Here is a 21,785-nt window from a genome sequence, read left to right as displayed (position 1 = left end):
AATTAGGCCAGCTCGTAGGTGGCTAACATTGGCGTGCGGACCCCGGCGGGTTGCGAATGCTTTAGCCTGTCCGCTCATGCCTTAGTTCACGTTCGGTCCCTAGCAGCATTCGGCGTGCTCCGCACACGCAATCCCGGAAGCTGCAAGAGCAAACGCGATCAGGGCATGGTGGCTTCGATTGCATCGATCTCAGTAGAAGAAAAATGATGCTTTACTAAAGACTGGACTGCCTCGATCTTCATAAGGCCTGCGAATGTTTGGGCGGTTACGGTTCGGTCGATGATAGCCCGACTTTCAATTACCACGTCTGATATCTCCCCTGAACGCTGGATCAACTCTCCTGGTGAGACCCCGGTCTTCGTGACAAATCCGGCCATAAACCTGATTAGAGGTCGGACGAGTTTCTGGATAATGGCAAGACGTCTTTGCAGTCTCTGAGCGTCGCTTAGCCTGGCCTCAGGGATGATAGCTTCGAAAGAGTCCGTTAGGTGGCGCAGTCGGCGTTGTATGTCACCTTCATCTGTTGAGGAGGTCACCAAGTTGTTCAATTCCACCAATTCTTTTCGAACTGGCATCAGTTCCTCCCTCAGTTCAGAGATTGTCTCCAAAAGCCGGTGTCGTTTGTTCATCCGGTTCAACACCACGGCGAGCAAAGGCGGGAGTAAGAACGAACAGACAATTGGCGGAGTACCATTCGTCGCGTCATCCCATGAGACTCTCAGGCTGTTGTAAAATCTCTTGTGAAATCCATCGCCGCGACGGGTGCGCTGCAACCTAGAATCTGTGATGTACCCTGGGATGCCATGCTGAGATATCGTCGCGTTTAAAGCAGCCCCAACGTCCGAACTCCAATAATCGAACTCCCCATGTAGGCTTTCCAGAGTCTGACCGACTAGCGGGCTGCCGCTAAACGTTGATTTAGAAATCTTGTCGCCCTCTACATGCGCCAATTCGGGCGCAACAAGGAAATCTCTGGAATGTGCAATCGCGAATAGTTTATAGCCAAAATCTGTTCTGCTATTTTCGTCAGATCTAGCATAAGAAGCAAAGCCATTCCCATAGTTAATCTTCGGCGCATGCATTATCACATGGACAACTTCATGCAACAGGAGCGCCTGACACGCAGCTTCCGCCCTCTCCAACTCGTGAAAATGATTTAACCCACCTTCAGCTATCTTACTTATGGCAGCTACCGCAGCAACATCAGTAAAAGCAGCACCAATATCTGGTAAGTTAGTGTAATAAATTCCGGCTGTCCGGTATTGATCAATAACGGTTGTTGCCGCACCGAATGTTTGTATACTTCCAACCATATCAGACTCATCGGGCGGATCGATGGTAAAGTAGGCTGTTTCATCTTCAATCATTTACAATCCAATTTGTCATCTATCCAAAACTACCTAGAAGTTAACCGACCTCCCCTACAAGCGCCACCATCTTCTCGCGCGGTACACGGTGCGCCCTCCGCACCCATCACTACCCCTGGCGAGTGCTCGGCCTTCAGTGTAGTCCACTGCATAAGAACGCGATAAAATTCGCTCGATTTCGAGATAAGACACTTGCCTATTGCCTCAATCACATCTCATCAATGTGCGTTAAGCGCCACGCAAATTTGATTGCATACAGAGGGGGAATGAATTGCTTATCATACACAAAAAGATAGTCCTAGAAAAGATAGTGAAAATTCTTGAGAACGGTCAGAAAACTCGAACATTCTTAAAAAGAAATGCCGGCTTTCCAGAGGAAAACGTCGAAAATTCGATAGGGTACGGGGCAGAAAAAGGCTACTTAGAAATACTACCTCAAGGGTACGTTGCCTTGGCCGATAGGGACTATTCGATCCTCGAGAGCGACTACTATTCTTGCATAGAAAAGATGCTCGAGGCACACTACGAAGATCGGCTAACAGAAGATGGCCGCTTCTTCGTTTCCAAGACCGCGAGAAAGGACACAAAGGTCGCAGGGCGTTGGACTCGCCCGGATTTTACCGTCGTTGCTAATCGAAAATTTCCTTACATCCGCGAGCCGGAATTCGACATAATTACTTTTGAAGTCAAACGACCAGCAGATTGCGAGGCCCTTGCCGTTTTCGAAGCGCTGGCGCACAACAGCGCCGCGACACGCTCATACGTATTCTTCCCCGTTACGGAATCCCAACTCGCAAAAAATCCACAAGGAGAGAGAATTAGAGAGGAATGTGTCCGTCACGGTATCGGCATGTTCCTTGTGATTGACAGCTATTCACTTGACGACGCCCACCTTGTTATCGAGTCGCAGCGGCGGCCGCTAAATCCTGAAAAGTGCAGCCATTTTTTGCAGAGTGTGTTGGAACCTTCTGAATTAGGAAAGCTTACCACTTGGCCGTAATCTCCCTTACTTTCGGCCTAGACTGCCATGCCGAGAAACAGGCCGAGCGTACAAGGCCCCTCCCGGGGCCTTGCCATATCACCCCAATGCCAGGCTCTCGCCCCCTCACTTCCCCAACATCTGCTTGGCATTCTCAGCCGTGATCGCGGTCGTTTCCGATCCGGCGTTCAAATGTCGGCAGCAGGTCGAAGCGGAGGTGAAACCTTGCCAGGCTGATACAAAAGCAACGACCGGCTCAGGGAGTAACTGTTGGAGCAACTGTGACGGTATTGCTACAGCATTTTAATGCCCTGCGTGTAAGGTAAGACCCGGTCGGGGTGATTCATGTTCAAGATTTTCTATGCATCCGTTGCTCTCGTGGCCATCGTCGCGCCAGCCAAGGCGCAAGATGGCAATTGGACCGGCTACTATGCCGGTGCGGAGATCGGTGCCGGATTTTCGCACCCAGGCTTCAGCGGTGGTGGCGTCGTCAGCGGTTCGGACTTCAATGACACTGCGTTTGTCGGCGGCGTTTTCGTCGGTCACGATTGGCAGTCGGGCCAGTTTGTCTACGGCGGCGTGGCGAGTCTTGACTTCCTCGGGTTTCACGAAAAGACGGGCGAAGATCCGATATTTGGCGGCAAGACAAATTCGTATTCTTATGATCTCGATTGGGTTGCCTCGGCCAGAGCACGCGCAGGATTTCTGGCTTCGGACCAGTTGTTGTTATACGGGACCGCGGGTGTTGCGGTTACGCGCGTCAAGACGTCATTTGATTTCTTTTTAGGCGACACGGACAGCTCAAACAAGACACGTGTCGGCGGCGCATTTGGCGCGGGTTTTGAATACGCCTTCGCTCCAAAATGGTCTTTCAAAACGGAATACATCGAATATCTGTTTGACAAGGTCGAGGTAGCGAACTCGGTTGATTTCAAACCACGGTTCGGGACCCTAAATTTTGGAATTTCCTACCGATTCTAGCTCTGCTTACGACCAAAAGATCTCGCGGTTTCGCGGACGAAATCCCTGGTCAGTCCGGGTCCTTCGAATTTGGGAAGCCTAGCCACAGCGCGCACCCGGCTCTTGAACTCATCGATCGTGAGCGCGAAGATCAGCTGGTCGAGCCTTTGGCCTGTCCCGGCATCGAGACGGTGGGACCGCAGTTCACCCTCTTGCCTCAACATTCCAAGTCGGCATGCGGTAACCGCCGCTTGATTGCGAGACAGCGGCTCAAACATCAACTTTTGCATCCCACGTTCGACAAACATGTGCCAGATCAGGAGCGTGACTGCTTCGAACGAAATTTGGAGCCGTCGATGGGCGGTGTCCCCGACGATGAGGTGCAATGATCCGATACGGTGCCTCTGGTCGATCTCCGCCATGATCAAGCCGATCGGCTCGTCGTTGAGCATGCGGATCGCCAGCAAGTTACGCCATATGTTGTCAAAACTGCCGACGTAGGAGCGAAACGAATCCAGGCCCATTGTCGTGCCGGGCATATTTAACCCCGCGGCGACGGCTGGATCGCCAAGCCAGCGTGTGAACCGTTCGTTCACCTCGCCTTGTCGTAACGTGCGAATCCGACAATGTTCGCCGGATCGGTCGACCAGTATCGATCGTGGAGCAGCGTTTATTGGCGGAAAGCCCATGCGCTGGCCAGGTAGAGGCATCTTGGGCATTTGCAGACTCACCTCCCGTTCAAATATGCACTGACTGAGAATTCGAGACGGCGCGCGGCCCTGCTAGTCCGAAAACCTCACGCTCACGCCGCGCTGCCGAAATAAGCCTGCATCAATTTGCGGCCCGAACGGTTGTTCTGCGCCAACTTGGTCGGATAAGCGTCGCAATATGGGTGTCGATGTCGGCATTGTCCGCACGGAGCGAGGCATAGATACTTTCGGTCGCCTGGGCCACGGTCGGTTCGCTCACAGCTGTCGTCCTTTGGTTGGTTGGGGCGGCGGCTTAACACAGATTCGCGGCTTCGCCGATACCGATGAGACCGTCAGTGCACAGCGCCTGTGCCGGAAACACAACAAGGCCCCTTCCGGGGCCTTGCGTATCAACTTCAGTGGCAGGCTCTAGTCGCCCTCACTTCCCCATCATCTGCTTGGCATTCTCAGCCGTGATCGCGGTCGTCTCCACCGTCACCGTCGGCTCCACCGATGTCGCGCAATCGAGCAGGATCTTTTTCGACATCTCGATCGCTTCCTTGGCACCCGTCGGGTAGGTGAAGGTTGCGGCCCAGTCGCCCTTGGCCACCGCCTCGATGCCGCCGGCCGGGCCCGGCAGGCCGTCGGTGCCGATGATCTTGACGTCCTTGCCCGCGCCTTTGGCGGCGAGCAGCGCGCCGGCGGCCATCATGTCATTGGAGGCGTAGAGCACCTTGATGTCGGGGTGCGCCTGCAGCATGGCGGCGAAGGCGACTTGCGCTTTGTCCGGCACCCAGTCGGCGGCCTGCTCGGCCACGACCTGGATCTTGGCGTTTTCCTTGACGCCGTCCTTGAAGCCGTTGAGGCGCTCCACCGCCGGCGTCGAGCTCGGCAGGCCCTCCAGCACCGCCGCCTCGCCGCCATCGGGCAGCAGGGTCTTGGCGGTGTATTTGCCGGCCTCCATGGCGATCTTGTAATTATCGCCACCGATGAAGGCGGTGTAGTCCTTGCCGGGGTCGCCGACGGTCTTGCGGTCGAGCTCGATGACCGGGATGCCGGCATCCATAGCGCGTTTCACCGCCGGCGTCAGCGGCGCCGCCTCGAAGGGCGAGATCAGCAGGATGTCGACCTTCTGGGTGATGAAATTGTCGACCTGCGAGGTCTGCGTGTTGACGTTGCCGGCGCCGTCGGCGATCTGCAGCGTGAAACCAGGCAATTCCTTGGCTGCCGCCTCCAGCTCGTCATTGACGTGCTGGCGGTAGGGCTCGGCATTGTTGGCTTGGGAAAAGCCGATGATGAACTGGCCGTCCTTGGCGCAGGCTTTCACCATCGGATCGGCGGCATAGGCAGAGCCGGCAATGCACAGGCCGGCGCCGGCCAGAAGCACGGCCTTGAGGGTCGATCCTCTTATAGTCATTTTCATTACTCTCTCCTCCTCGTCGGGCCGGGGGGCCAGACCTTGGTTTGACGTTTCGCCGTCTTCCTCCTAACGACCCAAACCCTCGCGGCGGCGAACGAGGGATTGAAGCACTGCCGCCAGAACGATAATCGCGGCGGTCGCGAGCAGCTGCATGGCGGGCGTGATGTTGTTGAGCTGCAGGATGTTGGCGAGCGCGCCCAGCATGATGGTGCCGGCGACGGTGCCGACCATCGAGCCGGCGCCGCCGAACAGGCTGGTGCCGCCGATGACGACGGCGGCGATGGCTGTCAGCTCATAGCCCATGCCGTCATTGGCGCTGCCGAAATTGAACTGGCCGGCATGCACGATGCCGGCGAGTGCGGCGGCAAAGCCGGTGATGGCATAGACCGAGATCTTCACCATCGAGACCGGCACGCCTGATATGCGCGCGGCGCGCTCATTGCCGCCGACGGCAAAGACATAGCGGCCGAAGCGCGTGGTGTTGAGGACGATGGTGGCGATGGCGGCAAAGACGATGAAGACCAGTGTGGCCACCGGCACGGTGTTGTTGAACAGGCGCTCGCCCAGCACGGCAAACACCGGCGGCGCCAGGCCCGGCCCGTCGCCATAGGAAATGTTGATGTACTGGTTGCCTGACACGACCAGCGCCAGGCCGCGCGCGGCCTGCAAGCCGGCCAGCGTGACGATGAACGGCTCCAGCCGGAAGCGGGTGGAGATGGTGCCCTGGATGGCGCCAAAGACGATGCCCATGACCAGCACGGCGAGGATGGTGGGGATCAGGCCGAAGCCGCCGGAGATCATCATCGAGGCGGTGACGACGCTGGACAGGCCAAGCACCGCACCGACCGACAGGTCGATGCCGGCGGTGATGATGACGAAGGTCATGCCGATGGCGATGATGCCGGTCTCGGAGACGGCGCGCACGATGTTGGCGATGTTGTCGGGGTTGAGGAACAGAATCTCGCCATGGCGGCGCGGCGAAAAGATGATGCCGCCGATCGCCACCAGCACCAGGCCGATCAGGCTCTGGAAGCGCACGATCAGCGCCAGCGGATCGCGATGCTTTTCAGGTGCCGCCACTGGTGCGCTTGCCGCCGAAATCTTGTCGTCCGCCATCAGGCCTCCCTGCCATTTGCCGCGGCCAGCACCGTGTGCTCGTCGACGCCGCCCATGAATTCCGCCACATTGCGCCCCTGGCGCAGCACCACGATGCGGTCGCACAGCCCGATCAGCTCCGGCATCTCGCTGGACGCCACCAGTATGCCGAGCCCTTGCGCCGCAAGCGCCCGCAGCCGCGCGTAGATTTCGCCCTTGGCGCCGACATCGACGCCGCGCGTTGGCTCGTCGAGCAGCAGCAGGCGCGGATTGCCGAGGATTTCCTTGGCAAGCACCACCTTCTGCTGATTGCCGCCGGACAGTGCACCGACGGCGATATCAGGATTCTTCGGCCGGATGTCGAACTGGCCGAAGGATTGTTTGACCGCTTCCGCCTGACGGCTTGGCGACATCAGCCCGGCCGGCGAGATTCTGCGGATGACCGACATAACCAGATTGAGGCCGACGGCCATGCGCAGCATCAGGCCCGAGCCCCTGCGATCGTCGGTGACGAAGGCGATGCCGGCCGCGCGGGCCGCGCTGATCGAATCGAGTTTTACCGGACGGCCCGATATGGCGACCTCGCCCTCCCATCGGCCGGACAGGCCGGTGCCGTAGAGCGCGGACAGCAGCTCTGTGCGCCCTGCCCCCATAATGCCGGCGAGACCGACGATCTCGCCTTCATGGACATCGAGCGACACGCCTTGCGGCGCCTGCCAGCCGGCGCTGTCACGGGCGAGCCGGAAGCTGGCATCGCGCAGACTGAGCAGCGGCTTGCCGGCGGCCTTGGAACGCTGCGGATAAAGCTCGTCCAGCGGGCGCCCGACCAGCAGCCGCACCAGCTCGGCCTGCGGCGCGTGCGGCTCGGTGATACCGGCGACACGGCCGTCGCGCATCACCGTCACCCGGTCGGCAATGCCTGGCACTTCCTCGAGCCGATGCGAGATATAGACGATGCCGACGCCGGTGGCGGCGAGCTTGCGCATGATGTCGAACAGGCGCTCAACTTCGCCCACGGTGAGTGCGGCCGTCGGCTCGTCCATGATCAGCACGCGCGAGGCATAGGACAGCGCCTTGACGATCGCCACCACCTGGCGCTGGCCGATCGACAGGTCGGCCACCATCGCCCCTGGATCGATGGCGATCTCGATCGCTTCCAGTCGCTTTTTCGCCTCGCGGCGCATCGCCGGGACGTCGAGGAAGCCGCCGGGGCGCATCAGCTCGCGGCCGAGGAACAGATTAGCCGCGACGTCGAGTGACGGCACCAGATCGAGCTCCTGGAAGATGGTGGCGATACCCGCACCTTGAGCCTCTCGCGGGTTGTTGAAGCGCACTGGCTTGCCGTCGATCTCGATGGTGCCCTCGTCCGGCGTGTAGACGCCTGAGAGAAGGTTCATTAGCGTCGACTTGCCGGCGCCGTTCTCGCCGAGCAGCGCATGGATCTCGCCCGCCTTGAGGTCGAAGTCGACACCGCGCAGCGCCTGCACGCCGCCGAAGCGTTTGACGGCGCCGGTCATCACCAGAAGCGGCGCGCTCATTTCGGCCTCCCGCAGGAGGCGCGTGCCTGCAGCGTCGCCTGCAGGCGCACCGAGCGCGGCGCGGACGCGGTCGACGCGATGCGGGCGCAGAGCAGCGCCGCCGCCTGCCGACCGATCTCGGTGCAGGGCTGCTCGATCAGCGTCAGCCGGGGCTCGAAACAGTCCGCCCATTCGAAATCGTCGAAGCCGACCAGCGACAGATCGCGCGGGATGGTGAGACCTTTTTCGCGGATGGCCCGGACGGCTCCGATCGTCGTCATATTGTTGCCGGTGACCAGTGCGGTTGGTGGAGACGGCAGCGACAGGATCACGTGCGTGGATGCGGTCGCCGCCGCCGTGTCGACATTCTCCGGCGAGACATAGTGCGGCACGCTTTCAAGTCCATTGGCCGCGAGCGAAGCCTGGAACGCCTCGATGCGTTCGCGCGTCGTCGCCAGCCCCGGCTGCCCGGCGATGTAGCCGATGCGCTTGTGGCCGAAGGAAGCGACATGATCGATCAACGCGCGCATCGCCGTGTCGTTCTCGACGCCGATCTGATCGAAGCGGTCGTCGGCGAAACGGTCGATCAAAACGCACGGCACTTTTTTGTCGGCGAGATAGTCGATGGCGCGTTGCGGCGAGCCCGACGGCGCCAGGATGACGCCGTCGACGCGGCGCTGGTGGAAGGCGCGCACCACTTGCAGTTCGCGGTCGGGGTCTTCCTGCGTGTCGGAGAGAAACACCATCAGCCCGAGCCGCGCGCATTCGGCCTCGACCGCGCAGATGATGTCGGTGAAATAGGGGTTGGAAATCGCCGAAATCGCCAGGCCGACGCTGTTGGTGGTGGACGCTTTCAGCGACCGCGCCAGCTCGTTGGGCTGATAGCCCATGGCGGCAATGGCGTCGTTGATCAGCTTCGCCTTCTCCAGCGAAACGAAGCGCGTGTTGTTGACGACATGCGAGACGGTCGACACCGACACGCCGGCGCGCCGCGCCACTTCAGCCATTGTCGGCAAGACAATAAAGCGCCAGCAAGCGCTCCTCCCTATGCGTTTCCCGTCCGCTCTGATGGCGGATTTCGGCGGAGCTTAGGGTGATCGAAACGTTTGCGCAATCGATTCGATGGATTTTTTCGATGGAGCTGCTGATCTCCCCCCTCGTGGGGGAGATGGCCGGCAGGCCAGAGGGGGGCGCTGTCCCGCCAGCCTGTCGGCGTGTTGGAAGCGTCTGATTGTCGAGAGGAAAAGCGGCCGGCACCGTCGAGGGCGGCGATCCTTCGCGCCCCCCTCTGCCCTGCCGGGCATCTCCCCCACACGGGGGGAGATTGGCAGCGTCAGCGTCCCGCAAACTCCGCCACCAGCCCCTCGTACTCCTCGAATGCCGGCAGCGCCGCATAGCTATGCACCGCCGGCGTTTCCGCCCAGGGCAGTTTCTCGCTGGTCCATGTCTCGACGAACGGCGTGAACCAGCCGGGTTCGTCGAGCATGGTCGGGCGCAGATTGACGAACCAGTCGAGCCCGTCGGGGCGGGTGAACATCCAGCTCATGCAATGCAGGCAGAAATAGTGGCGCGAGGCGCCGTGCAGGCCGCCGACCACCGGCTCGCCTTGGGTGACTTCAAACCCGTCGGAGGGGATGGCGGCGCTCAGCGAATAGGCGCTTGCCGACATGGTCTGGCAGCCGGTGCAATGGCAGGCCATGGTCAAAAGCGGCTTTGCGGATATTTTCAACCGGACGCGTCCGCAGCGGCAGCCGCCTTCGGCCGGCAGTTTCAGACTTGGCAAGGCAGTCTCCTGTCTTCGTCGCGGTCCGCGCGCTTTCAGCTACCAGTCAGCGCCTTCGTCGTTACCAGCGTGACGCCGGCATCGGTGAAGCCCGCATTGTACCGGGCGATGATCTCGGCAGCGGTTTCGCCTTCAGCGTCCAGCGTGGAGTGCGCATCGGAAACCACAGTGACGGCGAGGCCTTCAGCCAGAGCGCCCTTGACGGTGCCGGCGATGCAAAAGTCGGTCTGCGCGCCGGCGAGCACGACTTCGCCAGCGCCCTGCCCGGCCACCCACGCGCCAAGTTCGGCATTCGAGAAGGCGTTGCGGACGTTCTTGGAAAAGGTCGGCTCGTCCTTGGCCTGGCCGAGTTCCGACCATACCGGCCAGCCCGGCTCGCCCGGCGCCAGCGGATCGCCGGCCGGCCCATCATGCCGGACGAAAGCGATCTTGCGCCCCTCGCGCCGCGCCCAGTCGATCAGCGAGCGTGTACGCGCGGCGATGCCCGGCGCATCGTGGATCGGCGACTCGACGCGGCCGTCGAACATGTTGGTCTGGAGATCGATGACGATGAGGGGAGCGGGAGCTTTTGACATGGCGCGAAGATAGCGCGGGTGGGGGATGGGTCAAGCAGGCTAATCTCCCCCCTTGAGGGGGAGATGTCGCCGAAGGCGACAGAGGGGGTCGCCGCGCGTGGAGCGCTAACCCGCTACGCCTGCGATAGAGGGCCGAGCCCGGTCGAACCGACCCCCTCTGGCCTGCCGGCCATCTCCCCCTCAAGGAGGGAGATTGCAGCGTCCGCGCCTCAGCCAATCCCGCAGGTAACCACATAACCGCCGGCCGCACGCCCATCCTCCAGGCGCACGACGGCAGTTACGATCGAGCCGTAAGCGCCACGCCAGACGCTGTGCGTTCTCACGTGCTCGTCGGCTGGCACCAGGATGCTGCCGTGAAAACTTGCGCCGCTTCGCTGAAGGTCAACGGGTTCACCATTGACATGGACCTTGACGCCAACCGTTTCCGGGTCGATCGCAGCATCGAGTTCGACCGTTACGACGATCTCGGCCTGGTCTCCCCGAAGCCTCGTCTCGGCGGCAACCGTCAGCGCCGGCGGCGGCTCATCGCTGACCCTTAATCCACCGCGCCCCGCAAACACATCGCCCGCCAGCGCCGGCGTTCGCGGCGGGCTGGCGCGGCGCCGGGTGGCGCGCTCGTAATCGCCGGCGATGCGCAGCAGGTCCACATCGTCATAAGCCTTGCCCGCGAAAGTCAGCCCGACCGGCATGCCGATATCGGCCATGGTGCCCATCGGCACGGTGACAGTCGGGATGCCGAGATGGCGCCAGACCAGATTGCCGTTGGCGACCCAGGTGCCGTTGCGCCAGGCAAGGTCCGCCGAGGTCTCGTTGGCATCGGCATCGGCCGGCCCGACATCGGCGACCGCCGGCAGCACCACGGCATCGAGCCGGTTCGCATCCAGCCAGTCTTCGAAATCGAGACGCCGCGTCGCCTCCAGCCCCTTGAGCCCTTCCGCCAGGGTGGGAATATCGCGAAAGGGCGTCACGCCCTGTTTGGCACGGGTGACATAGTCAGCGAGATCGAAACCGTCATCGCCATAGCGGTCGGGCAGCGTGCCCGGCGGCTGCGGGAAAATCTTGGGGCCGTCGACCGCGGCCAGATCAGGGATGGCGGGATCGGCATTGGCGCGCAGAAAATCGTCCCAGCCCCAGATGCAGAGATCCCAGATTTCGCGCTCGGCGAAGGCTTCCGTCACCAGCCCACGCTCGACCATGGTCTTTGCACCCGGACGGTCGCGCTCGTAATTGGAGACGACGGGAAAATCGACCTCGACCACTTCGGCGCCAAGCTGTTCGAGGTCGCGCGCCGCCTGCCGCCAGAGGTCGAGCACCGAGGCACGGGTTTCGATAGGCTTTGTCGCTCCGCCATCGCGGCCGATATACATTTTCGGCACGCCGAGGCGCTTGCCTCTCAGCGAGCCCTCGAGTGCGAGCGCCGTGTAGCTTGGCGGCCGGAGTTCCGTGCTTCTCGGGATCGTCACCCAGGGCTGCGCGCGCCAGAAATCACCGCGCGTCTCCGCATCGTCCGCGACGACCACGTCGAGAAGTTCGAGCATGTCGGCCATGCTGCGCGTGTGCGGCACCACCACGTCCATGGTCGGCACCAGCGGCCAGTTGCCCCTGACCGAAATGACACCGCGCGACGGCGTGTAGGCGACCAGCGCGTTGTTCGAGGCCGGCGCCCGCCCTGACGACCATGTCTCCTCGCCGAGGCCGAAGGCAGCGAAGCTGGCGGCAGTCGCCGTGCCCGAACCGTTGGACGAGCCCGAGGCGAAGGCGGCGGTCAGGTAATCGGCATTATAGGGGCTTTCGGCGCGGCCATAGACGCCGCGCTGCATGCCGCCATTGGCCATCGGCGGCATGTTGGTCAGCCCGATCAGCACAGCACCTGCGGCCCGCAGCCGCGCGATGGTGAAGGCGTCCTCGTTGGCGATGAGATGCTCGAAGGCAGGCGATCCGGCCGCCACCGTCAGGCCTTTGACCCTGTAGCTGTCCTTGGCGGTGTAAGGGATGCCGTCGAGCGGCCCGAGCGAAGCGCCGTTGCGGCGGCGCCGGTCGGACGCGGCGGCCTCTTCGAACATTTTCGGGTTGAGCACAGGTACGGCGTTCAGCGCGATGCCATGGCGGTCGTAGTGGGCGATGCGGCGGAGGTAGGCGCCGACCAGCTCGACGCTGGTGACGGTGCCGTCTTCCAGCGCGCGGCGCAGGTCGGCGATTGAGGCTTCGACGAGTTGGAGGTTGGGCATGGGATTCTCGAGATGCAGCGGCAAAGCACTCTTCGCATCGGGCGATCCGAGTGTCACGTCTCAAACGGCGGGCGCGACGGCGAAGCTGCTGATCTCCCCCCTCGTGGGGGAGATGGCCGGCAGGCCAGAGGGGGGCGCTGTCCCGCCGACCTCTCGATAAAGCCGGACAACGTCGCATCGAAATATTGCATCTCGGATAGCGCGAAAACTGCATCGAAGGCCGCGATCCTTCGCGCCCCCCTCTGTCCTGCCGGACATCTCCCCCACGAGGGGGGAGATTGGCAGCGTCGACCTCACTTCGCTTCAGTTCCTCAGCGCCTGGGCGGGCGACTGCCGATAGGCGAGGATCGACGGTACCACAGCGGCAAGGCCCGCCACGACAAGCAGGATCAGCACTGAGCGCATATCCTCGATGCGGAATGTTACGGGCATGGAAAAACCGCTGACCTCGCTCATCGTATGGGCGATGGTTCGGGCGCCGAGATAGCCGAAGAGGAAGCCGAGCAGGACGCCGGCGCCGACGATGACGAACGTTTCCACCCAGACGATCCCGAACACCACCTGGCGCGGCGCGCCGAAGGCGCGCAAGGCGCCGATCTGGTGCCGCCTCTGCAGAACATGGGCGATGACGACCAGCAGGATTGCCGCCGCGACGAGAAACTGCGCGCCGGCCGCCACCACGGACAGGATGCGCCGTGCATCGCCCAGGGTTCCGTAAAGCCTGGTCAGCACTTCGCCGGGAAAAACCGCCAGCGTGCGTTCGCTGCGATATTGCTGGCGCAGCTTGTAGGCGTCGGCGATGGTGTGCGGTTTTACCAGGACGGCCGGCAGGCCGGGCGCCGAGGGATCGAGAACGGCATCGGGGTTGATCGACGCATCGAAACCGTGCGGCTCGGCTCCGTCTTGTGCGTCAACCTGCTCGACAAGTGCTGCTATTCCGGCGCGGCCATTCTCATGTTTATGAACATGCCACACCGCCTCGATCGGCACGATGATCGCCCGGTCCCAGGCCGTGCCGGTGGGGCTGAGGCGCCCGACAATCGTATAGGTGAAATCATTGTGGATTTCGGTCGCCGCATGCAGCTGCCCGTGCGCGGGATGAAAGCGGGCGCCGATGTTTTTGGGCACGGCGGCGCCGACCAGCGCATCGCCAAGCAAGGCAAATGTGCGGCCTTCGGAGACGCCGCCCAGCCCGTCGACCAGCGCTTGCGTGGTTCCAACGATTGGAAAGTTTTCGACGAAATCGCCGAAACCGACAGGCGCCGCCCAGGCCACCCGCTTGTCCCTGATGAGACCGGCGAGCACATCGCCCGGCATCAGCGACAGCGGTGCGGCCTGCAGAAACACGGAGGACAGCACCAGCTGGGTTTCGCTGCCCGGAGCGCCGATCACAAGGTCGAAGGCATCAGCCGCCTGCGCGCTGCCCAGCCGCAGCGCCCGCTCACTGAGCGTCACCGCAACGCCAAGCGCGGTCGCAAGCGCGATCAGCAGCGCCACGGCAGCCACGCCGATCCAGTGTCGCCTCAGATCCGCGGCGATGAAGCGGAGCATCGGCACTTCCTTTTTTCCAAATTTTCAAAGGCGAGATCAGAAAGCTTCATCGCGCTCAGCCATCTCTTGCAACGCGCCGGTATCGCGGGTCACCTGACCGGCTTCCAGGCGGATGATCCGGTCCAGCCTTTCTATCAACCGTTTCTCGTGACTGGCGACGATGAGGGTGGTTCCCGCCTCGCCGGCCAATTGCAGCAACAGGTTCGCCACCGCGATTCCGGAATCGGCATCGAGGCTGGCGGTCGGCTCGTCGGCGACGACAATGGCTGGTCTCGTCACCAGCGCCCTGGCGACTGCGACCCGCTGCATCTGCCCGCGCGACATGGTCTCGACCGGCTGGCCGGGACGCGAGATTTCGACCCGTTCGAGCAGCCGCAGTGCTTCCGCCTTCAACTCGGTCACGGGGCGGACCCTCGACAACCTGCCGGGCAACAGCACGTTCTCCAGCGCCGACAGGCCGGGGCAGAGATAGAATTCCTGCATGACCAGGCCGACATGGGCGGAACGCCAGCGGTCGCGCCTGGCTTCGGAGAGGCTGGCAAGGTCGGTATCGCTCCAGCGTACCGAACCGTGGCGTGTCCTTTCCAGGCCGGTCACGATGTTGATGAACGTCGTCTTGCCCGAGCCCGAGGGCCCGGTGACGGCGACTTTTTCGCCAGGTCGGATGTCCAGCGCGGGCACGGCGAGCGCGGGCTTTTCAAGGTCGCGGAAGGAGACCCGCAAATCGCGGACGGACAGGCCGAGCATGATCGCTACGCCCGCTGGAAATGCGCGTCGACGATGCGCAGAAGGCTGACGAAGCCGGTTTCGGGATCGGTCCAGGAGCCGACTTCCAGTCTGCCTCCCACTTCAATGAGAGCGTTGGCCTGTTCGAAGGTTTGCGCCTGGTCGAGATAGATGACGACGATGTTGTCAGGCCAGTCGGCGTCGGATGAGCAGAACGGACACAGCGCCATCGGTATCTCGGTCAGGACGAAGAATTTCGCCTCGGCCTTGAGCGGCGGCGCCATGAAACCCTGCATGGTGACGTTCTGGCCCGCAAGCGTCTTGACCTTGTCGGAAAAGCTCATGCCGAGCACGCCGATCTTGGCGTAGAGGTCATCGAAGGTGAGTGGTGCCGGCGCTGCCGACGCGCCGCGCATAGCCGAGGAAAGACAGACCGTAGCCGAACCGAGCAGCATGCCGCGACGGGTGATCGGTCTGCGCTCCATGATTGCTATTCCCTTATCGACTGACGCGGGCGCCGTCAGCGCCCAAACCATCGTCCCGACCCGCTCCATCCGCAAGCGCCGGATGGAGTGGCCGGGATCATCATAGACTGCGCGGCTCAGTTCGTCGCCGGCGCCAGTCCGAGCGCATCGGCGAGGACCTTATAGACGTCGCTCTCCTCCATGTAGCCCTTGAAGCCTTCAGCGCCTGGGCCGGTGGCCTGCAGCACGACATCATCCACGGCATGGACCGCGCTATCGGCCGACTTCGGCAGATTGCCGATGCGCAGCACGGCGCCGGGCACGTCCTTGTACTTCTCGTTGGCGACATACTGCTTGCTCTCGTTCTGCACCGCCGGCACGAACGGGCCGTCGAGCTTCGGACGGAACGTCTCGTAATAGTCGGGGAAGTTGGCGCCGAAGATCGCCAGACGGCGCGAGACATCGACGCTGTCGGGGTAGCCGTCGTTGTTCTTGTCCTCGTAGTTCGGGAAGCCGGCATCGGCATAGGTACCGACCTTGTCGCGCATGTCGGGGCCTGGCTTGCTGTCGTCGATGGTGCCGACGATGGAGACGCTGTGGGTGTGGTCGCCGGTGACGACAATCATCGTGTCGGGATGGGTCTTGGCGAATTCCATGGCCACGCCGATGGCCTTATCGAATTCGATGACCTCGACAATCGAGCGCTCCCAATCCATCGGATGCGACATCTTGTCGATCGAGGCGCCTTCGACCATCAGGAAGAAGCCGTCAGGGTTCTTCGACAGTTCGCCGAGCGCGACATTGGTCATTTCGACCAGGCCCGGCTGATTGGGGAAGGTTTCCACGGTGCCCTTCCTGAGGAAATCGCGATCAAGCGTGACATCCATGTTGCCGGTGTGGAACAGGCCGAGGATCTTGCCGGTGTTGGTCTTGGACGCGGCCTCGAGTTCGGTCTTGTCGGTTGCAAGGGCGTATCCGGCGTCGCGGAATTTCGCGATGTAGTCGGTGTCGTCCTTGCGCTTGGAGCCGGCCGTGCTCTGCGGCAGGAAATAGGCGGAGCCGCCGCCGAGAATGATTTCGGGCTGCGTCTGGTAGAACATGCCGACGATGTCGGCCTTGTCGCCGCGGCTGCGGGTATGAGAGACAACCGCTGCCGGGGTGGCGTCCTCGACCTCGGCCGTCGAGACGACGCCGATCGACTTCTTGCCGGTGCGCCGCAGAGCCTCGGCGATGGTCTCGACCTTCGGGTCATCCTGGCTCGGCTTGGTGCGGTCGGCATAGACGCCGAGCGCGTTCACCGCCGTCTTGTGACCGGTCATGTAGGCCGACATGGTGTTGGCGCTGTCGGTGGCGATGGCGTTGGTCGACGACGTGCCGATAAAGGCCATATGGTCGAGATCGTCCATGTTGAGCCGGCCGTTCGCCTTGCCTTCGGTCATGCCCTTGGACATGATCCGCGCGCCGGTGCGGTGCGCAACCGACATGCCGTCGCCGAGCAGGAAGATGACGTTCTTGGCGCGCGGTGTCGCAGAGGTTCCGAACACCTCCCATTTGACGGACTTGGTCTCGTCGCCAGCCGTGGCTTCGATCTCATAGGTGCCGGGCTGGGCGATGCTGGCGGCGCGGATCAAAATGGCGGAGGCATCGACCCCCTCTTCCTTCTCCACGAACTCGACCTTCTTGCCGAGGACCTCTTCGGCCGGCTTGCCGTTGATCGTCACCGTGACCTGGCCGGGCGTGACGACCTTGTCGAATTCGACCTTCAGGTCGAAGGGAGACTGAGCGAGGATCGTGGCGCGGTCGAGAGGATAGATCGTGGCTGCACCAGCAGCGCTGGCAAGACTTGTCGTAACGGCAAGCGCGATGAGGGGGCGAAGCATAAGTGACCTCCAAAATTGACTGATAAAAGACAGTTTTTGGTATCCGCTGCCGATGTCTGTTGTATGACAGAACCTTGCCTGGGCCGCTCACATTTCTGCGCCATCCGGAGCTGGTTGAGAATCACGCTTGAACAAAGCTGCCGACGCGACGCACGCTTGGTCGCCGGCTATCGCCATGGCAAGGGGGAGGATCGGAAGCATTGCCGATTTCATCAGCGTCGCCTAAGCCCTCAGCTCACAGCGTCTTGCTGTCGAACTGGCCCTTTTCCTTCATCAGTTGAAGAAAGGTCCTGGCCTCGGCGTTCCCGTGGCCCGCCGCCGTGGAAAACCACTTGCTGGCTTCCCGATAATTCGGCTCGCCGCTGATCCCTGTGTAATAAAGCTTGCCAAGGTTGAGTTCTGCTTCGACATTTCCCGCCTTGGCTGCCTCCAGCAACCAGAATTCGGCGGATTTGTTATCCTTGGCTATCCCTCTGCCCTGGGCATAGGCAACAGCCAGATACAGTTCAGACGAAACATCCCCCTGCTTTGCGGCCTTGAGCCACCACGAAACGGCATCAGCGTCGCCCTGGGCCAGCCCGGCGCCCGTCCAATATGCAAGGCCGAGGTTCGCCTGCGCATAGGCGTCTCCCTGGCTCGCCGCCTTCAACCACCAGGACGCCGCTTCCGCGTCGTTCCTGGCTACGCCTTTGCCCGTCGCATAGGCGTAGGCCAGCGCAGACTGCGCCGGGACATTTCCCTGTTCCGCTGCTTTGACCAACCAGGCGAACGACTGGGCGTCATCCTTGCCGATGCCTTTTCCCAAGTCATACGCGTTTGCCACGGAGTATTGCGCTTCCGGTACGCCGGCGGCCGCAGCCTTCACCCACCATTCGAATGCCAGACGGTCATCCTGACCTACTCCTTGGCCAAGCGAATAGAGCGTGCCCAGCAGGGACTGGGCATTCGGTTCGCCCTTGTCGGCCGCCTTTCGCGCCCACGTCACGGCAAGCTGATCGTCCTTCTTGATCCCTTGGCCGAGATAATAAGCCCGACCGATGCAGTAGACTGCCTCGGCACTTCCACCATCGGCTGCCTTACGCCACCAGGAGAGTGCCTGCTCATTGCTTTGAGTAACACCCTGGCCCTGCGCATACAGGGTGCCGACAGCGTATTGACCATTCGCATTGCCCTTGTCGGCTGACTGCGTGGCAAACTTCAACGCCAGTTGATCGTTTCTTTCGACCCCTCGACCATGGGAATAGGCCTGGGCGAGCGAGGATGCTGCATCTGCATTTCCTTGCTCGGCCGCCTTGCCCCACCAGTAGGCCGCCAGCTTGTCATTTTGGGCGATACCCAGGCCCTGCCAGTACATCGCTCCTAGACCAGACTGTGCGTCAGCATTTCCCATCTCCGCCAGCACAGAGGTCTGGCGGAATTGCTCGCGATAATCCTTGGCGAGGAAAGCTGCTTGAGCCTTCTTTATGGCCGACCATTGCACATAGTAATTTCGGACAGGCCCGAGCAGCACGAAGCCGGCCAGCACGACCAGGACGATGGGCAGGACTGTTCTACGAAGCGGCGCAGGCGAACTGTAAACAGTTGTATCGGCTTTAAGCGGCCAGTCGTTGTTGCTCAAGTTTGGCGATCCATTTTGCAGCCACCGGTAATCCTTAGCGCAAGCCCCGCTGTTCTGGAATATCTGCTGCGTTGAATGTCGCGCTACTGCGGCGCGCCGGCGAACAGGATTTCGCCATCGCCTGTCGCCGGCCAATCCCTGATGGTGCGGTCGTCGCCACCGGTGAGCAGCGTGCCGTCGGGGGCGAAGGCGACGGCGTAGATCGGGCCTGTGCGGCTGTCGAACATGGCGATCTGGTTGCCGGTGTCGACATCCCACAGCCGCGCCGTGCCGTCGAGCGAGCCGGAGGCCAGGCGCTTGCCGTCGGCCGACAGCGCCAGCGTGTAGACGGTGCCTTCGTGCCCTTCGAAGCGGCGCACCTCCTTGAACGTGTCGAGATCCCAGAGCTTGATCGTGTAGTCGCCGCTGCCGGTGATGACGTGATGGCCGTCGGCGGTGAAGACGGCGCCGTACGTGCCCTGCTCGTGACCGTGCCAGCTGCGCAATTGCTTGCCGCTTTCGACATCCCAGAGTTTCAGCGTGCCGTCGATGGAGCCACTCAGCGCGCGCGTGCCATCGGGCGAGATTGCGACCGTGCTGATCGGCCAATCGTGCCCGGTCATCACATGCAGCGCGGATTTGTTGACAAGGTCCCAGACGATGACATTGCCGGTGTCGTGGCCGCTGACGGCGCGTTTGCCGTCCCGGCTGATCGCCAGTTTTCGGACGCCGCCATTCGCGCCCGACAAGAAGACATGCAGTACCGTGCCGTCGGCAAGCTTTCGCAGCACGATTTCGCCGTCGTCGCCGGCGGTCAGCGCGGTGGCGCCGTCGGGCATGAACAGCGCGGTGCGCGCCATGTCCTTGTGCTCACCGAGATTGCGGATCAGCCGCTTGCCGGTGATATCCCAGAGCTTGATCATGTGGTCGGTGCTGGCGCTCATAATGTCACGGCCATCGGCAGACACGGCGAGCCAGACGACGGCGTCGCGGTGGCCGTCGGGCTCGGTCGGCAGCGGCGGTTCGGCCGGCGGCAAGGGCGCCACGGTTTCCGGTGGCGAGGGAAGTGCGGCTTGTGGCGGCATAGCCGGAGCCGGCGGCGGAGTTGCTTCCGGTGGCGGGGTCGCCGGAGCAAGAGCGACCTCGGGTGGCTGTGCCGGTGCGGGCCGCGGCGCTGGCTGCGCCGGCTCCGGCGGTTTGGCTGCCTGCACCGGCGGAGTTGGCTCAGACGGCATGGCGACCAGCGGCGAACTCGGCGGAGCCGGCGGCGTCGCCACGTCCGGCGGCAGGCCGGCGACATCCTCGCTCTTCGGCTCGACTTTGAGTTCGTTCGGGGCGGCTACCTCAGCGCCCGGGCCTGCGTCACGCGTCCAAGGGAAGTGGTCGGCCAGCAGCGCCAGCACGGCAATCACCGGCAACATGAGAAAGGCGCGCCGCAAGCCCGGGCGGCCCTTGGCCTCGATCTCGGCATCGCGGCCAAAGAGCGGCATTCCTGCAGGCTGGGGTCGCCGACCCGGCAGCAGCCCGGCCCAGAACAACAGGGCACCAAGCAGGCAAAGCCCGCCGACCGCCAGGAACACCACCGGCCGCAGCGTGGCTGGGCCATGCAACATGTGGTCGATCCCGCTCCAGCTGAAATCACTGTCGCCCAACAGCAAATACGCGCGAACCAGGCAAGCCAGGGCAGCCGCCAGCAGCGGAAGCGCAAAGAGCCTTTCGGCCAACCTGTCCATCGGGCTCCCCCTCGGTGCCGCGCGCACCTTGCTCACCATGCGGCCAGCCGCATCCGAGAAACTAGCGGCGAAACAAATAACGCAAAATGCGACCCACGAAAGTGGTTGAGATCACGCAGCCAAGTTCACTTTAACTCCACCCATACCGGCGCATGGTCGCTGGCGCCGTCCTCACCTCTGATATCGCGATCGATGCCGGCGGCAGTGAGGCGGCGCGCCAGTTTCTTCGACAGCAATATGTGGTCGAGCCTCAAGCCGGCGTCACGCGGCCAGCGGTTGCGGCGATAGTCCCAGAATGTGTAGAGCGTTTCCTTCGGGTATTTCTTGCGCAACGCATCCGTCCAGCCCTGGTCGAGCAGGCGCTGGAAGGACGCGCGGCTCTCCGGCTGCACCAGCGCATTGTCGTCATAGGAGCGGGTGGCGTAGATGTCGCGCGGCTCGGGCACGATGTTGTAGTCGCCGACCAGCGCCACCGGCAGGCCGGTGTCGAACAGCTGTTCGGCATGCGCCTCCAGCCTTTCATGCCACGCCAGTTTGTACTGGAATTTCGGTCCCGGCTGCGGATTGCCATTGGGTGCATAGAGGCAAGCGATGACGACGCCGTTCACTGCCGCCTCGATGTAGCGGCTTTGCCTGTCGGCGTCATCGCCAGGCAGCGTGTCCGCGGTCAGCACGGGCTCGGATCCTCGCGCGAGTATGGCGACGCCGTTCCAGGTCGGCTCGCCCTTCCACACCGCGCCATAGCCGGCGTCGGCCAGTGCCGTGCGCGGAAACTGCATGTCGCGCGCTTTCAGTTCCTGCAAGCAGACGACATCGGGTTTTGCGACCGCCAGCCAGGCCAGCAGGTTTTGCAGCCGGCTGTTAATGTTGTTGATGTTGAAGGAGGCGACTTTCATAAGAGAATACCGGGCACGCCTTTCACTTCGTCATCCTCGGGCTTGACCCGAGGATCCATGCCGGGACGCCTGCCATGGAACGCGGCGAGGCAGAATTCTACTTCGTTGCTGCTCTCGAAAGTCACGGCATGGATCCTAGGGTCTGCGCCGCGTCGCTTCGCTCCTTGCTTCGCCCTAGGATTGTTTGAGAAGGATCGGTTAGTTTGGCGGCCGGGACTGCGGCCCATCACAGCCAGCAGTCCCGGCGGCAGGCGACCGTCCCTAGGATCGGGCAACACCCGACGTCATCAAGGTCCCTGCCGTCTTTGTCCGCCATCGCTTGGAG

At 62.4% G+C, this 21,785-nt stretch carries 18 protein-coding genes and 1 pseudogene; 2 read left to right on the top strand and 17 right to left on the bottom strand.

What is annotated here, in order from left to right; genetic code table 11:
- Positions 1 to 158: 158 nt before the first annotated feature.
- The gene (locus AC1DYO_RS29290) at positions 159 to 1,367 is read right to left on the bottom strand and encodes a hypothetical protein (RefSeq protein WP_477267868.1); all 1,209 of its coding nucleotides are present in this window, start codon (positions 1,365 to 1,367) and stop codon (positions 159 to 161) included.
- 310 nt (positions 1,368 to 1,677) lie between these two features.
- Between AC1DYO_RS29290 and AC1DYO_RS29285 the strand changes: the two genes are divergently transcribed.
- Both AC1DYO_RS29285 and AC1DYO_RS29280 read left to right on the top strand, forming a co-directional pair.
- The gene (locus AC1DYO_RS29285; RefSeq protein ID WP_477267867.1) at positions 1,678 to 2,367 is read left to right on the top strand and encodes a hypothetical protein; all 690 of its coding nucleotides are present in this window, start codon (positions 1,678 to 1,680) and stop codon (positions 2,365 to 2,367) included.
- 324 nt (positions 2,368 to 2,691) lie between these two features.
- On the top strand, positions 2,692 to 3,327 hold the full coding sequence (locus AC1DYO_RS29280) for an outer membrane protein (RefSeq protein WP_477267866.1): 636 nt from the start codon (positions 2,692 to 2,694) through the stop codon (positions 3,325 to 3,327).
- On the opposite strand, the gene AC1DYO_RS29275 is transcribed toward AC1DYO_RS29280, so the two are convergent.
- The 16 genes and pseudogenes from AC1DYO_RS29275 to AC1DYO_RS29200 all read right to left on the bottom strand — a co-directional run bounded on the left by AC1DYO_RS29275 (position 3,324) and on the right by AC1DYO_RS29200 (position 21,460).
- Positions 3,324 to 3,902: a GNAT family N-acetyltransferase gene (locus AC1DYO_RS29275; protein ID WP_477267865.1), complete on the bottom strand. Its 579-nt coding sequence runs from the start codon at positions 3,900 to 3,902 to the stop codon at positions 3,324 to 3,326. The genes AC1DYO_RS29280 and AC1DYO_RS29275 overlap by 4 nt on opposite strands.
- Positions 3,903 to 4,088: 186 nt before the next feature.
- Positions 4,089 to 4,275, bottom strand: a pseudogene (locus tag AC1DYO_RS29270) (hypothetical protein).
- 159 nt (positions 4,276 to 4,434) lie between these two features.
- The gene (locus AC1DYO_RS29265) at positions 4,435 to 5,418 is read right to left on the bottom strand and encodes a substrate-binding domain-containing protein (protein ID WP_477267864.1); all 984 of its coding nucleotides are present in this window, start codon (positions 5,416 to 5,418) and stop codon (positions 4,435 to 4,437) included.
- A gap of 63 nt (positions 5,419 to 5,481) precedes the next feature.
- Positions 5,482 to 6,531, bottom strand: coding sequence for an ABC transporter permease (locus tag AC1DYO_RS29260; RefSeq protein ID WP_477267863.1), 1,050 nt, complete (start codon positions 6,529 to 6,531; stop codon positions 5,482 to 5,484).
- Complete coding sequence (locus AC1DYO_RS29255; RefSeq protein ID WP_477267862.1) at positions 6,531 to 8,048, bottom strand: sugar ABC transporter ATP-binding protein; 1,518 nt, start codon at positions 8,046 to 8,048, stop codon at positions 6,531 to 6,533. Before AC1DYO_RS29255 ends, AC1DYO_RS29260 begins: the two co-directional genes overlap by 1 nt.
- Positions 8,045 to 9,043 carry a LacI family DNA-binding transcriptional regulator gene (locus AC1DYO_RS29250; RefSeq protein WP_477267861.1) on the bottom strand — a complete coding sequence of 333 codons (999 nt, stop codon included), beginning with the start codon at positions 9,041 to 9,043 and terminating at the stop codon, positions 8,045 to 8,047. Before AC1DYO_RS29250 ends, AC1DYO_RS29255 begins: the two co-directional genes overlap by 4 nt.
- A 317-nt stretch (positions 9,044 to 9,360) precedes the next feature.
- Positions 9,361 to 9,810, bottom strand: a complete 450-nt coding sequence (locus AC1DYO_RS29245; protein WP_477267860.1) for a GFA family protein — start codon at positions 9,808 to 9,810, stop codon at positions 9,361 to 9,363.
- 35 nt (positions 9,811 to 9,845) lie between these two features.
- The gene (locus AC1DYO_RS29240; protein ID WP_477267859.1) at positions 9,846 to 10,385 is read right to left on the bottom strand and encodes an isochorismatase family protein; all 540 of its coding nucleotides are present in this window, start codon (positions 10,383 to 10,385) and stop codon (positions 9,846 to 9,848) included.
- A 209-nt stretch (positions 10,386 to 10,594) separates the two neighbouring features.
- Complete coding sequence (locus AC1DYO_RS29235) at positions 10,595 to 12,613, bottom strand: amidase (RefSeq protein WP_477267858.1); 2,019 nt, start codon at positions 12,611 to 12,613, stop codon at positions 10,595 to 10,597.
- A 303-nt stretch (positions 12,614 to 12,916) separates the two neighbouring features.
- A complete protein-coding gene (locus tag AC1DYO_RS29230; RefSeq protein ID WP_477267857.1) occupies positions 12,917 to 14,164 on the bottom strand; it encodes an ABC transporter permease in 1,248 nt (415 codons plus the stop codon).
- Positions 14,165 to 14,200: 36 nt separating this feature from the next.
- Positions 14,201 to 14,911 carry an ABC transporter ATP-binding protein gene (locus AC1DYO_RS29225; protein ID WP_477267856.1) on the bottom strand — a complete coding sequence of 237 codons (711 nt, stop codon included), beginning with the start codon at positions 14,909 to 14,911 and terminating at the stop codon, positions 14,201 to 14,203.
- Between the two features lie 5 nt (positions 14,912 to 14,916).
- Positions 14,917 to 15,375, bottom strand: a complete 459-nt coding sequence (locus AC1DYO_RS29220; protein ID WP_477267855.1) for a hypothetical protein — start codon at positions 15,373 to 15,375, stop codon at positions 14,917 to 14,919.
- A 116-nt stretch (positions 15,376 to 15,491) separates the two neighbouring features.
- Positions 15,492 to 17,234, bottom strand: a complete 1,743-nt coding sequence (locus AC1DYO_RS29215) for an alkaline phosphatase (RefSeq protein WP_477267854.1) — start codon at positions 17,232 to 17,234, stop codon at positions 15,492 to 15,494.
- Positions 17,235 to 17,469: 235 nt separating this feature from the next.
- Complete coding sequence (locus AC1DYO_RS29210; RefSeq protein ID WP_477267853.1) at positions 17,470 to 18,852, bottom strand: SEL1-like repeat protein; 1,383 nt, start codon at positions 18,850 to 18,852, stop codon at positions 17,470 to 17,472.
- An 83-nt stretch (positions 18,853 to 18,935) separates the two neighbouring features.
- Positions 18,936 to 20,564 (bottom strand): WD40 repeat domain-containing protein, encoded by a 1,629-nt coding sequence (locus AC1DYO_RS29205; RefSeq protein ID WP_477267852.1) that lies wholly within the window; start codon positions 20,562 to 20,564, stop codon positions 18,936 to 18,938.
- Between the two features lie 125 nt (positions 20,565 to 20,689).
- Positions 20,690 to 21,460: an exodeoxyribonuclease III gene (locus AC1DYO_RS29200; RefSeq protein WP_477267851.1), complete on the bottom strand. Its 771-nt coding sequence runs from the start codon at positions 21,458 to 21,460 to the stop codon at positions 20,690 to 20,692.
- Between the last annotated feature and the right edge of the window lie 325 nt (positions 21,461 to 21,785).

It is taken from the genome of Mesorhizobium sp. P2_F5 (genome assembly GCF_056403715.1).
This window is presented reverse-complemented; position numbering and strand designations above follow the sequence as displayed.

Excerpts from the sequence above, each read along its gene's own strand:
- AC1DYO_RS29290 (WP_477267868.1), bottom strand. The coding sequence starts at position 1,367 with ATGATTGAAGATGAAACAGCCTACTTTACCATCGATCCGCCCGATGAG.
- AC1DYO_RS29280 (WP_477267866.1), top strand. The coding sequence starts at position 2,692 with ATGTTCAAGATTTTCTATGCATCCGTTGCTCTCGTGGCCATCGTCGCG.
- AC1DYO_RS29265 (WP_477267864.1), bottom strand. The coding sequence starts at position 5,418 with ATGAAAATGACTATAAGAGGATCGACCCTCAAGGCCGTGCTTCTGGCC.
- AC1DYO_RS29260 (WP_477267863.1), bottom strand. The coding sequence starts at position 6,531 with ATGGCGGACGACAAGATTTCGGCGGCAAGCGCACCAGTGGCGGCACCT.
- AC1DYO_RS29255 (WP_477267862.1), bottom strand. The coding sequence starts at position 8,048 with ATGAGCGCGCCGCTTCTGGTGATGACCGGCGCCGTCAAACGCTTCGGC.
- AC1DYO_RS29240 (WP_477267859.1), bottom strand. The coding sequence starts at position 10,385 with ATGTCAAAAGCTCCCGCTCCCCTCATCGTCATCGATCTCCAGACCAAC.
- AC1DYO_RS29235 (WP_477267858.1), bottom strand. The coding sequence starts at position 12,613 with ATGCCCAACCTCCAACTCGTCGAAGCCTCAATCGCCGACCTGCGCCGC.
- AC1DYO_RS29230 (WP_477267857.1), bottom strand. The coding sequence starts at position 14,164 with ATGCTCCGCTTCATCGCCGCGGATCTGAGGCGACACTGGATCGGCGTG.
- AC1DYO_RS29225 (WP_477267856.1), bottom strand. The coding sequence starts at position 14,911 with ATGCTCGGCCTGTCCGTCCGCGATTTGCGGGTCTCCTTCCGCGACCTT.
- AC1DYO_RS29220 (WP_477267855.1), bottom strand. The coding sequence starts at position 15,375 with ATGGAGCGCAGACCGATCACCCGTCGCGGCATGCTGCTCGGTTCGGCT.
- AC1DYO_RS29215 (WP_477267854.1), bottom strand. The coding sequence starts at position 17,234 with ATGCTTCGCCCCCTCATCGCGCTTGCCGTTACGACAAGTCTTGCCAGC.
- AC1DYO_RS29205 (WP_477267852.1), bottom strand. The coding sequence starts at position 20,564 with ATGGACAGGTTGGCCGAAAGGCTCTTTGCGCTTCCGCTGCTGGCGGCT.
- AC1DYO_RS29200 (WP_477267851.1), bottom strand. The coding sequence starts at position 21,460 with ATGAAAGTCGCCTCCTTCAACATCAACAACATTAACAGCCGGCTGCAA.